Below are 11,519 nucleotides of genomic sequence, written 5' to 3' on the forward strand. Positions count from 1 at the left end.
AGGCGTGCTGGTTGGAGCCGGTATTGATGAAGATCTCGGCCACCAGCCGGCTGCGCGCCAGCCCCTGGGTGCGCCGGCTGGTGGCCGAGACGACGCTGACCCCCGCCGATCTGATCTGGCCGCTGATCGTGCATGACGGGGCCGAGGATCGCGTGGCCGTGCCGTCGATGCCGGGGGTGTTCCGCCTGTCGCCCAAGGCCGCCGCCGAGGCCGCCGTCGAGGCGCGGTCGCTGGGCATTCCTGCCGTAGCCCTGTTTCCCAATGTGGAGGCCTCGACCAAGGATGCGATCGGGACCGGCGCGACCGACCCGGACGGCCTGATCCCCGACTGCATCAAGGCGATCAAGGACGCAGCGCCCGAAGTGGGCGTCATGTGTGACGTGGCGCTGGACTGCTATACCGACCACGGCCACGACGGGGTGGTCGAGGACGGGCGTATCCTGAACGATGCATCCCTGGAACGGCTGGCCGAACAGGCCTTCATCCAGGCCCATGCGGGGGCCGACATCGTGGCCCCCTCCGACATGATGGACGGCCGGGTGCAGGCGATCCGCGAAGCGCTGGAGGCCAACGGGTTTCACGACACGATGATCCTGTCCTATGCGGCCAAGTTCGCCTCGGCCTTCTATGGCCCGTACCGGGATGCGGTGGGGTCGGCGAAGATGCTGAGCGGCGACAAGAAGACCTATCAGATGGATTATGCCAACGCCGACGAGGCGCTTCGCGAGGTGGCCATGGACATCGCCGAGGGGGCCGACGCCGTCATGGTCAAGCCGGGGATGCCATACCTCGATATCGTGCGGATCGTGGCGGACACCTTCAAGGTGCCGACCTTCGCCTATCAGGTGTCGGGCGAGTATTCGATGATGCAGGCGGCCATCGCCAACGGCTGGCTGGACGAGGACCGGGCGATCCTGGAGACCCTGCACGGGTTCAAGCGCGCAGGCTGCGCCGGGGTGCTCAGCTATTTCGCACCCAAGGCGGCGAGGTTGCTCGCCCGCTGATCCGCCTTTCCCGAATCTTCACCTCCACGCGCCAGAAGACGGTGTGGCGTGAGGTGGAACATGGCGGCGATTGCGTGCCTGAGGGTCTTGCTGGACGGAAACCGGACGGATGTGCCGGCCGAGGCCCTGGGTCCGCTGGTGGCCAAATACGCCAACATCTTTCTTGAGGTCCGCTGGACCTTTCCCCGGCTGGCGGAACAGCTGAACTTCTATGCCTACAAGCTGACCGATCCCCGGGCCGAGGCGCTGGACACCGTCGAGCTGGCCCATCTGTCGCAGGAGCTGCAGGAGCGGCTGTTCGGGACGGGGGTCGAGGATGCGGTGAAGCTGATGCTGTTCGAAGGCGACGCCGACGCGATCGACGCCTTTGCGGGATACTCGGCCGACGACGTGCTGGCGGCCATGCAGGATCCGAGCGGGCTTCCGGCCGGGGGGCGGCTGCGCCGCATCGCCGCCGACGGCTCGCTGGTCGATGTGCCGGAAGCGCCGGTCAGCGCACCGGTCGCCGAGGCCTTGCGGTTCGGCCCCACGGTGGACGGTGCCCAGGGTGTCTATTTTCCGGTAGGCGAGGCCTTCATCGGCGATGTGCTGAGTTGCACGCCCGTGGGCGCGGCAACCTACTACAGCATGGTCGACGGGGACGAACACCGGCCAGAGGACGCCGAGGCATTCGATGCGGCCTGCGTCATGACGGCCCTGAGATATCTGGTGGATTTTCAGGTCACGGCCCAGCTGTTCGTGCCGGTCTCCTTCTCCGCCCTGGTCCGCCCCAGCGCGCGGGCGGCGTGGCTGGAGCTGGCCGGCATCCTGCCCCGGGAGATGCGGAACCGGCTGACCGCGACGGTCTATGACGTGCCGCGGTCACCGACCTATCAGGCGCTGAGCACCGTGACAGGCGCACTGGAAGCCATATTCGGGGCGGTCGACCTGTGTACCCGCGATCCGGATTTCCAGATCCAGCAACTGGCCGAACGGGCGGTCACCAGCGTCACCCTGATGCTGCCCGAGGCGAAGCCCGACGTGCGGTTGGCCGCGCTCAGGCGTTTTGCAAGCCACGGCCAGGACTATCGACGCCGCAAGATCGCGGCCGGGGTGACCAATATCCGCTTCCGGACCGAGCGCGAGCTGGCGATCGAACTACGGATCGCCTTCCTGTCGGGTCCGGGCATCTGCCGGATCCAGAGCGAACCGGTCGGGGGGCGATCGTGGCCCATCACGGCCCTGCCCCTGCTGTCGCTCCACAGTCCCGCCCTGGCCGCGGCGGGCTGATCCCTCAGGGTTCTGATCTGGCCAGAAGCTCGACCAGATCGGCCTTCCAGAAGGTGGCCCAGGTGTGGGTTCCGTGGCCCTTGCCGCCGACGCTGTTGGGGATCAGGCGGTAGCGGCCATCGGCGATGCGGGGTGCGAACCGTTCCGACAGGCCCAGCTCCGGCGGATTGATGAAGTCGTCGGCCGAGTTGATCCAGGTGACGGGTGCCGTGATCCGCTCCAGGTTCGCGGACGGATCGTAATCCCACGAGGCATTGACCTGATACCAGAGGTCGTTGGCGTCGAGCGCGGGCAAGCGGCGCTCCATCTGGGTGCGGGCGAAGGCGTCGACGGCGTCCTTCGTCGCCAGATCCTGTTGCATGGGCATGACCGCGCCGCCGGCCAGAACGAGCAGATCGACGGCCGAACGCAGGCCCTGGACCGGCTGTTCGACATAGTCCCCGCCCGCCCAGGCCGGGTCGGCGCGGATGGCGTCCCTGAGCATGGTGCGCCACAGCCGGTTGCGGCCGACGATGGCGGTCGGCTGGCAGGCCAGGGGCATCAGGGCGTCGGCGAAGTCGGGATGGGTCTCGCCCCAGACGAAGGCGTGCATACAGCCCATCGAGGTCCCCAGGATCAGCCGCAGGTGATCGACCTTCAGCCCCTCGACCAGCATCCGCCGCTGGGCCTCGACCATGTCGGCATAGCCGTATTCCGGAAAGCGGGCCCGCAGGCCGTCGCTGGGTTTGCTCGACCGGCCGTGACCAAGGTTGTCGGGCATGATGATGAAATAGCGGGTCGTATCCAGTGGCTGGCCGGGGCCGAACAGCTCGGTCGCGAACTGGGGCGACAGGAACTGGGCACCCGTGCCGCCGGTGCCGTGCAGCAGCAGGACGGCGTTGGTCACCCGGCCCTCGGCATTGCGAACCGGTGCGCCCAGGGTGCGGTAGTGCATCTTCAGTTCGGGCAGGACGGCGCCCGAGGTGGTGTTCAAGGGGCCGCCGACATAGTCGCTCTCGGCGGGCGCCCAGGTCGGGGTGGTCTTGGCAGAGGCCGGGGCGGTCCACAGCGCGAGCAATATCCCCATCAACACGATACGCATGGTCGTCCTTTACTCGCGGGCGGTCGCCGACGCGGCTATCCTGCACGTCGGCCGGACCGGATCAACCGGACGCCGGCCGATGGAAGCCCGAGAACAGCCCATGCCCAGACGCCCGCTCGTCTCCCTCATCATCGCGCTGATCACGGCGCTGGCCTGGCCGATCCTCGCCGTGGCGCAGGAGGCCTCGGCGCCGCCCCTGCCCCGCGTCGTGCTGGAGACCTCGGCCGGGCGGATCGTGATCGAGGTAAACGACGTCAAGGCGCCGATCACCGGGGCGAACTTCCTGCGCTATGTCGACGAGCACCGGTTCGACGGGGCGACCTTCTATCGCGCGATGAAGTCGGCACCGGGGATGGGGCTGGTCCAGGGCGGCACCAACTATGACCCGGTGCGCACCCTGCCACCCATTGCGCACGAGCCGACGACGCAGACGGGTCTGGTCCATGTCGATGGAGCCGTGTCGATGGCGCGCCACGATCCGGGCACGGCGACGGGCGACTTCTTCATCTCGATCGGAGCGACGCCGTCCTATGACGCCGGGCGGCCGTTCTCGGTCGATCCGTTGGGCTATGCGGTGTTCGGCCGGGTGGTCGAGGGGATGGAGGTGGCGCGCGCCGTGCTGGTCGCACCGACCTCGCCGACCGAGGGCGAAGGCTTCATGCGCGGCCAGTTTCTTGAGCCGCGTGTGGTGATCGTGTCGGCGACGCGACAGGTCGCTACGGAACCAGTCGCGCCTTGAGGCTGGAGGTGTCCCAGCGGGCACCGCCCAGGGCCTGAACCTCGGCATAGTAGCTATCGACGAGTGCGGTCATGTCCAGACGCGCGCCGTTGGCCCGGGCTTCGTCCAGCACCAGACCCAGGTCCTTGCGCATCCAGTCGACGGCGAAGCCGAAGTCGAACTGGCCGGCGGCGGCGGTCTTCCAGCGATTGTCCATCTGCCAGGACTGGGCCGCGCCCTTGGAGACCGCGTCATAGACGGCGTCGGTGTCGAGGCCCGCGCTCCGGGCGAAATGGATGGCCTCTGCCAGGCCCTGGACGACGCCGGCGATGGCGATCTGGTTGACCATCTTGGTCAGCTGGCCCGACCCTGCGGGGCCCATGTGCTTGATCGCCTTGGAATAGGCCATGACGGCGGGCTCGACGCGGGCCAGGGCGGCTGCGTCACCGCCGGCCATGACGCTGAGCTGGCCGTTCTCGGCACCCGCCTGACCGCCCGAGACCGGGGCATCGATGAAGGACCGGCCGCTGTCGGCGGCGAGCGTGGCCATGTCGCGGGCGACCGTGGCCGAGGTGGTGGTGTGGTCGACGATGACGGCACCGGGGGCCAGATGCGGCAGGGCCTCGGTCACCACGGCGCGGACGTCGTCGTCATTGCCGACGCAGAGGATGAACAGATCGGTGCCCGCAGCGGCCTCAGCCACGGTCGGGACCCAGCCAGCGCCGTTGGCCTCGGCCCAGGCCTGAGCCTTGGCGGGCGTGCGGTTGAAGCCGGTGACGTCATGCCCGGCCGCGACCAGGTGACGAGCCATCGGTGCGCCCATGACGCCCAGGCCGGCGAATGCGATCTTCATGTCCGTGTCCCTCAGGCCTGCGGTTCGGTCGCCACGCCGTAGCGGCCCCGGAAATAGGTCAGGGCCTCGCCGCCCCAGTCCTCGAACCGGGTGACCCGGCCGACGATGATCAGGTGGTCGCCCATCTGGATGCGGTCGTGGGTCACGCACTCCAGACGCGCCAGGGCTTCGGGCAGACAGGGCGGGCCGTCGTCGGGGCGGACGAACTCGTGCGGGTCCAGCACCGAGACCCCCTTGGCAAAGCGACCGGCGAGGGCCTTGTCGGAGGACGGCAGCATATGGATGGCGAAGGTCTCGGCGGCGGCGAAGACGGGCCAGCGGTCCGAGCGCTCATCCAGGCACCACAGCACCAGACGCGGCGTCAGGGACACCGAGGTGAAGGAGTTGATGGTGATCCCCAGCGGCCCCGCCGGGCTGTCGGCCGTGACGATGCAAACTCCGGTCGCGAAGGCTCCGAGCGCCCGGCGATAGGCGGCCACATCGGCGGCGGGGTGTTCGGGCGGGGGTTCCAGGCTCACCCGCCCGACCTAGCCCGGATCGCGGCCGTGTGCGAGCCGTCGGTTGCAGGAATTCGCCGTCATTGCAGCGGCCGCATGTTGCGGCGCGCCCGGGCGGTGGCAAGGTCGTAGTCGCGGTTGGCCTGAACGATCGCCGCCTCGCCCGCCCGGCGCGCCTCGATCAGGCCGTCACAGTCCGCGGCCGCGCGCATCGCCGCCAGAGTCGCCTCCATGCCGGCGTTGATGCGCACCGCGCGTCCATATTCAAAGGCGTCCAGTTGTTGGCGATAGCGGTCGAAGCGGGCGCGCATCCGAGGCCCGGCCTCGGCGTCGGCAGCGATGGCGGGCACCGTCGTTTCGATCTGCCAGGTCATTTGAGATGTCTGCGGCAGGCAGCCGTTCGCGTCGTTGGACCAGCGGACCTGATTCCGCCACTGGGTCCGCACCGGGACGCGGATCCCATTCGAGGTCATTGGACCAAGTTCGTCCATCGACCGGCGCAAGCCGAGGGCCAGGTCGCCCCGGATCTCATAGGGGATCACCGCCACGTTCGGCACCTGTTCCAGCGGCGTCGGCGGCCGGGTCGGAACCTCGATCTGGGACACGGCCTGAAACGCCAGGAGGAAGGCGAGCGTGGCGAGCATCAGCGAGCTCCGAACCGTTTTGCGTCGATGCGAAACATCGCAAACGCCTTCTTAACGTCAGGCTGCGATGACGAAACAGCCTTAACAGAGAGCTACCGACGAATGTCCGCGAGCGATCGCCCGATCATCATCAAGAAGGTCAAGAAGGTGGTCGGCGGCGGCCACCACGGCGGTGCCTGGAAGGTCGCCTATGCCGACTTCGTGACCGCGATGATGGCCTTCTTCCTGCTGATGTGGCTGATCAACACGACCGACCCGGAGCAGAAGCGCGGTATCGCCGAATATTTCGCGCCTGCCAGCGTGTCCCAGACGACCTCGGGGTCCGGCGGAATCCTGGGCGGCACATCCCTGGGTGACGACGGTGCCAAGAGCTCGGGCTCGATGTCGGTGCTGCAACAGATGGCGCCCGAGGCCCCGCAGGACGTCCCCCCGGACGCCGGCCAGAGCCAGAACGTCGCCTCGGCCAGCGACGAGGCCCTGCGCGCCGAGATCGCGCGCCGCGAGGCCGCCGAGTTCCAGAGCGCGGCCGAATCCCTGCGTCAGGCCATGCAGCGGATGCCGGAACTGGCCGAACTGTCGAAACAGATGATCATCGACCAGACGCCCGAGGGCCTGCGTATCCAGCTGGTCGATCAGGAAGGCCGCTCGATGTTCGAACAGAACTCGGCCCGACCCAACGCCCGCGCACAGGTGCTGCTGCGCGCGATCTCCAGCGTCATCAACCGCCTGCCCAACCGGATTTCGATCACCGGCCACACCTCGGCCGTGGCGGGGTCGGGTCGGGCCTCGGTGGCGACCGACTGGCCGCTGTCGGCCGAGCGGGCCAATGCGTCGCGCCAGATCCTGCAGACGGCGGGGGTCGACGGCGACCGGGTCTATTCGGTGGCAGGCAAGGCGGGGTCCGATCCGCTGTACCCCGACGATCCGTCCCTGGCCGGCAACCGGCGGATCGCGATCGTGCTACTGAGGGAAGCGCCGGTGCTGCCGATGGATACGTCGCTGTAGGGTGGTGCGCCCCTCTCCCGATGGGAGAAGGAGCCGGGGTTCAAACGTCCTCCGCCAGCAGCCCGTCCCGGTAGTCCTCGACCCAGGTGTTTCGGAAACGCGCACTGCGTTCGGCGTGATAGATGTGAGCCAGTTCGGCGTAACTGCGGTCGAAGTCGTCGTTGACGAAGACGTAGTCGAACTGGTCGCAGTGCTCGATCTCGCCCTTGGCGTTGGCGATGCGGCGTTCGATGACGTCCTCGGCGTCCTGCGAGCGGGTCACGAGGCGGCGACGCAGTTCGGCCAGGCTGGGGGGCAGGATGAAGACGCGGACGGCGTCCTCCGGGCATTTCTCGGCGACCTGTCGGGCCCCCTGCCAGTCGATGTCGAACAGAACGTCGCGACCTTCGGACAGGGCCTTGTCGATGGGGGCGCGCGGGGAGCCGTAGCGGGCCCCGTGGACGTCGGCCCATTCCAGGAAGGCGTCGGCGTCGATCAGGGCCTGAAACTCTTCGGGCGTCACGAAATGATAGTCGCGATCGGCGACCTCGCCCGGGCGAATGCCGCGCGTGGTCATCGAGATCGACAGTTCCAGCCCACCATGATCGGCCATCAGGCGGCGGCACAGGCTGGTCTTGCCCGCGCCCGAGGGGCTGGCCACGATCAGCAGGACGCCCCGGCGGGGCGTACGATCATTCGACATTCTGAACCTGTTCGCGAAGTTGCTCGATGGTCGCCTTGAGCTCGAGCCCGACGGCGGTGAGCGGCGTCGTAGCCGATTTCGAGCACAGGGTGTTCGCTTCGCGCATGAACTCCTGCATCAGGAAGTCGAGTTTGCGGCCGGCGGGGGGTTCCAGCAACAGTTGGCGGGCCGAGGCGACATGGGCGGACAGCCGATCCAACTCCTCACGCACGTCCGCCCTGGTGGCCAGGGCGGCGGCTTCGAGGAAGATGCGGTCTTCGAGACCCGGTGCGTCGGGTGCCAGCTCGGTCATGCGGCGGGCGAATCGATCACGGACGTGCAAAGTCTGGGCCGAGGCCTCGCCCTCGGCGGCCCGGGTCAGGGTCTCGATGCGGTCGATGAAGGCGGTGATCACGGGGGTCAGCTGTTCGCCCTCGCGTTCGCGGCACATTTTCAGGGCGTCCAGCGCCTGTTCGATGGTCGCGGCCATGGCGGCCTCGACGGGAGCGCGGGCCTCCAGGTCTTCGACGTCATCGTCGGGCACGTCCAGCACGCCGCGCAGGGCCAGCAGGCCGTCTGCCGAAGGTGGCGTGGTGCCCTGTTCGGCCAGGGCGTTGGCGATCTCGAGATAGCGGGCCAGGACGGCTTCGTTGACCCGAACGGCGGCCGCGCCGGCATCGCTGCGCCTGGCCTGAACGCCCAGGGTGACCTGACCCCGGCTGAGGCGGGCCTGCGCCGCCGCCTTGGCGAGGCGTTCGAGATTGTCGAAGCCGTTCGGGCCGCGAAACCGAACCTCGAGGTTGCGGCCGTTGACCGAACGGGCCTCGACAGACCAGGTCCAGCCGTCCAGCGCGCCGTCGGCCCGGCCGAAGCCGGTCATGCCGGAGATCGCGCTCATCGTGGGGCTGTGGCGGGCTGGGCCGGGCGAAGGGCGCGCGCCGGGGTGACGGCGCCCGGGGCCTGCATGGTGATGACGGCCTGACCCGTGATCGGGGCCGGGGCCGGTACGGGGGTTTCCGGCGCGGTGCCGGGGGCCAGAGCGCCGGGGGCCGCAGGCGGTGTCGCGCCGGGCGGCAGACCCGCCTTGCGACGTTCGATCTCGCGCCAGCGCAGCACGTTCAACTGGTGCTGTTCATAATTCGAGGCGAAGGCGTGACCGCCCGACCCGTCGGCGACGAAGAACAGGTCGGTGGAGCGCGGCGGATTGAGCACGGCCCGGATCGCATCGACACCCGGATTGGCGATCGGCGTCGGGGGCAATCCGTCGATCAGATAGGTGTTGTAGCCGGTGTCGGCCTGAAGCTCCGACTGGCGGATGCCGCGCCCCAGCGGGCGGCCTTTCGTGATGCCGTAGACGATGGTCGGGTCGCTCTCCAGCCGCATGCCGATGCGGATCCGGTTCGAGAACACGGCGGCTACACGCGGACGCTCGGCGGCCAGTCCCGTCTCCTTCTCGACGATGGAGGCCAGGATCACGGCCTCTTCGGGCGAGGTCACGACGGTCATCGGTGAGCGCGCAGACCACAGCCGGGCCAGGTTTTCGGTCATGGCGCGCTGCATGCGCAGCACCACGGAGGCACGGGTCTCGCCGCGCGCGACCTCATAGGTCTCGGGCCACAGACTGCCCTCGGCGGGAACGGTTTCGACGGCGCCGGTCAGGACGGATTCCTTGTTCAGGATGTCCACGGCCTGGGCCGAGGACCAGCCCTCGGGGATGGTCACAAAATGGCGCACCACCCGGCCGTTGGTCAGCAAGGCAAGAACGGCGCGCAGGGAGGCCTTGTTCGGAACGCGGTATTCGCCTGCGCGCAGGCGACGGTCGGCCCCGGTCAGGGTGGCGGCGGCCTTGAACATGTCCGTCGAGCGGATCACGCCCGCGCTCTTGAGACGCGCCGCGATGGCCGAGACGCCCGAGCCGCTGGGCAGGGTGACGATGGTGCTGTCACCCTGACGCGCCGAGGGGCCCGGCGCATAGTAGACGCTCCAGCCCCAGGCCAGCAGGGCGATCAGGAACAGGCTGAAGGTCGCCGAGGCCGCCAGCAGGGCCGCCACAACGCCGGACCGCTTGCCCCTGTGCCCCGGAGACCGGGGCCGCTGGGGTGCCGGCCCCTTGATCCCGTCCCGGCGGCCGAACACCTAGCTCACCTTGCGGAAGATGATCGAGGCGTTGGTGCCGCCGAAGCCGAACGAGTTCGACATGGCGACGTCGATCTCCATCGGCTTGCCCTTGTGCGGGACCAGGTCGATGGCGGTCTCGAACTCGGGATCGTCGAGGTTGATGGTCGGGGGGGCGATCTGGTCGCGGATGGCCAGGATGCTGAACACCGCCTCGATGGCCCCGGCAGCGCCCAGCAGGTGACCGGTCATGGACTTGGTCGAGGACATGGCCATGTCTTTGGCATGGTCGCCGACCAGCCTTTCGACGGCGCGCAGTTCGATCCAGTCGGCCATGGTCGAGGTGCCGTGGGCGTTGACGTAGTCGATGTCGGTGACCTCGATCCCGGCCCGCTTCACCGCCGCCTTCATGGCGCGATAGGCCCCGTCGCCGTCCTCGGAGGGGGCGGTGATGTGATAGGCGTCGCCGCTCATGCCGTAACCGATGACCTCGGCGTAGATCTTGGCCCCGCGCGCCACAGCGTGTTCGTATTCCTCGAGGATGACGACCCCCGCGCCCTCCCCCATCACGAAGCCCGAGTGGTCGCGGTCATAGGGACGCGAGGCCTTTTCCGGGGTGTCGTTATAGGCGGTGCAAAGAGCCTTGCAGGCTAGGAAGCCGGCGATGCCCAGAGGCACGATCGAGCCCTCCGCTCCGCCCGCGACCATGACGTCGGCGTCGTCGAGCATGATCATCCGGGCCGCGTCGCCGATGGCGTGGACGCCGGAGGCGCAGGCCGTGACCACGGCGTGGTTCGGGCCCTTGAGGCCGTGGCGGATCGAGATCTGGCCGCTGGCCAGGTTGATCAGGGACGACGGAATGAAGAAGGGGCTGACGCGGCGCGGGCCCTGGTCCCGCAGGATCAGCGAGGTCTCGGCGATGGGACCCAGGCCGCCGATGCCGGAGCCCATCATGACCCCGGTGCGTTCCTTGTCCTCGTCGCTCTCCGGCTTCCAGCCGGCGTCGGCCAGGGCCTCGTCGGCGGCGGCGATGCCGTACAGGATGAAGTCGTCGACGCGCTTCCTGTCCTTGGCCGACATGATGGCGTCAGGATCGAAGCTGCCGGGCACGCCGGGGCCACCCCCGCCGCGTCCATCCACGCTGGGGATCTCGCCCGCGATGGTGCAGGCATAGCCTTCGGTGTCGAAGTTCGTGATCGGGCCGATGCCCGACCGTCCTTCGACGATACCCTTCCACGTGTGTTCGACACCCGTGCCCAGAGGGGTGACCAGACCAAGACCGGTGACGACGACACGGCGCATGAGGGCGCTCCACTCCAGAATCGTGAGGCTGAAACGATAGTGGCCGCCGGGCGACTCCGCTAGGAGCGCCGGGCGGCCACTTCAAAAGCCCGTGATCTTTTCAGATCGGACGCCTGAAATCAGGCGGCGGTCTTTTCCGAGATGAACTTCACGGCGTCGCCGACCGTCTGGATGTGTTCGGCGGCGTCATCGGGAATCTCGATGTCGAATTCTTCTTCAAAGGCCATGACCAGTTCGACGTTGTCGAGCGAATCGGCGCCCAGGTCGTCGATGAAGCTGGCCTTTTCGGTGACCTTGTCGGGATCGGCGTCCAGATGGTCGATGACGATCTTGCGGACGCGTTCCAGGGTGTCGGACATGGGGGTCTCTG

At 68.3% G+C, this 11,519-nt stretch carries 13 protein-coding genes; 4 read left to right on the forward strand and 9 right to left on the reverse strand.

Annotated features, from left to right (window positions below):
- The first annotated feature begins 26 nt into the window (after nt 1-26).
- Together hemB and JHC99_RS13680 are read left to right on the forward strand one after the other, a co-directional pair.
- Nucleotides 27-1,004 carry a porphobilinogen synthase gene (gene hemB, locus JHC99_RS13675; RefSeq protein ID WP_292154955.1) on the forward strand — a complete coding sequence of 326 codons (978 nt, stop codon included), beginning with the start codon at nt 27-29 and terminating at the stop codon, nt 1,002-1,004.
- Nucleotides 1,005-1,064: 60 nt separating this feature from the next.
- Entirely contained in the window at nt 1,065-2,273 is a 1,209-nt protein-coding gene (locus JHC99_RS13680) for a hypothetical protein (RefSeq protein WP_292154943.1), read from the forward strand.
- 4 nt (nt 2,274-2,277) lie between these two features.
- On the opposite strand, the gene JHC99_RS13685 is transcribed toward JHC99_RS13680, so the two are convergent.
- A complete protein-coding gene (locus JHC99_RS13685; RefSeq protein ID WP_292154944.1) occupies nt 2,278-3,354 on the reverse strand; it encodes an alpha/beta fold hydrolase in 1,077 nt (358 codons plus the stop codon).
- Nucleotides 3,355-3,454: 100 nt separating this feature from the next.
- On the opposite strand from JHC99_RS13685, the gene JHC99_RS13690 reads away from it, so the two are divergent.
- Nucleotides 3,455-4,093, forward strand: coding sequence for a peptidylprolyl isomerase (locus JHC99_RS13690; protein WP_292154945.1), 639 nt, complete (start codon nt 3,455-3,457; stop codon nt 4,091-4,093).
- On the opposite strand, the gene JHC99_RS13695 is transcribed toward JHC99_RS13690, so the two are convergent.
- The 3 genes from JHC99_RS13695 to JHC99_RS13705 are packed head-to-tail and all read right to left on the reverse strand — an operon-like array spanning nt 4,071 to nt 6,066.
- Nucleotides 4,071-4,925 carry an NAD(P)-dependent oxidoreductase gene (locus tag JHC99_RS13695; protein WP_292154946.1) on the reverse strand — a complete coding sequence of 285 codons (855 nt, stop codon included), beginning with the start codon at nt 4,923-4,925 and terminating at the stop codon, nt 4,071-4,073. The two genes, JHC99_RS13690 and JHC99_RS13695, sit on opposite strands and share 23 nt — an antisense overlap.
- An 11-nt stretch (nt 4,926-4,936) precedes the next feature.
- Nucleotides 4,937-5,443: a flavin reductase family protein gene (locus tag JHC99_RS13700; RefSeq protein ID WP_292154947.1), complete on the reverse strand. Its 507-nt coding sequence runs from the start codon at nt 5,441-5,443 to the stop codon at nt 4,937-4,939.
- A gap of 59 nt (nt 5,444-5,502) precedes the next feature.
- On the reverse strand, nt 5,503-6,066 hold the full coding sequence (locus JHC99_RS13705; RefSeq protein WP_292154948.1) for a DUF922 domain-containing protein: 564 nt from the start codon (nt 6,064-6,066) through the stop codon (nt 5,503-5,505).
- Between the two features lie 102 nt (nt 6,067-6,168).
- Between JHC99_RS13705 and JHC99_RS13710 the strand changes: the two genes are divergently transcribed.
- Nucleotides 6,169-7,071 carry a flagellar motor protein MotB gene (locus JHC99_RS13710; RefSeq protein WP_292154949.1) on the forward strand — a complete coding sequence of 301 codons (903 nt, stop codon included), beginning with the start codon at nt 6,169-6,171 and terminating at the stop codon, nt 7,069-7,071.
- Between the two features lie 40 nt (nt 7,072-7,111).
- On the opposite strand, the gene gmk is transcribed toward JHC99_RS13710, so the two are convergent.
- The 5 genes from gmk to JHC99_RS13735 all read right to left on the reverse strand — a co-directional run bounded on the left by gmk (nt 7,112) and on the right by JHC99_RS13735 (nt 11,508).
- Nucleotides 7,112-7,753, reverse strand: a complete 642-nt coding sequence (gene gmk, locus JHC99_RS13715; RefSeq protein ID WP_292154951.1) for a guanylate kinase — start codon at nt 7,751-7,753, stop codon at nt 7,112-7,114.
- Nucleotides 7,743-8,630: a YicC/YloC family endoribonuclease gene (locus tag JHC99_RS13720; RefSeq protein WP_292154952.1), complete on the reverse strand. Its 888-nt coding sequence runs from the start codon at nt 8,628-8,630 to the stop codon at nt 7,743-7,745. The genes gmk and JHC99_RS13720 overlap by 11 nt, the downstream gene beginning before the upstream one ends.
- Entirely contained in the window at nt 8,627-9,868 is a 1,242-nt protein-coding gene (gene mltG, locus JHC99_RS13725; RefSeq protein ID WP_292154953.1) for an endolytic transglycosylase MltG, read from the reverse strand. The genes JHC99_RS13720 and mltG overlap by 4 nt, the downstream gene beginning before the upstream one ends.
- Complete coding sequence (fabF, locus tag JHC99_RS13730) at nt 9,869-11,149, reverse strand: beta-ketoacyl-ACP synthase II (RefSeq protein ID WP_292154954.1); 1,281 nt, start codon at nt 11,147-11,149, stop codon at nt 9,869-9,871.
- Nucleotides 11,150-11,268: 119 nt separating this feature from the next.
- Nucleotides 11,269-11,508, reverse strand: a complete 240-nt coding sequence (locus JHC99_RS13735; protein ID WP_271143934.1) for an acyl carrier protein — start codon at nt 11,506-11,508, stop codon at nt 11,269-11,271.
- Nucleotides 11,509-11,519 lie beyond the last annotated feature (11 nt).

The sequence above is a fragment of the Brevundimonas sp. genome, from assembly GCF_016463485.1.
In the GTDB taxonomy this organism is placed as follows: Bacteria; Pseudomonadota; Alphaproteobacteria; order Caulobacterales; family Caulobacteraceae; genus Brevundimonas.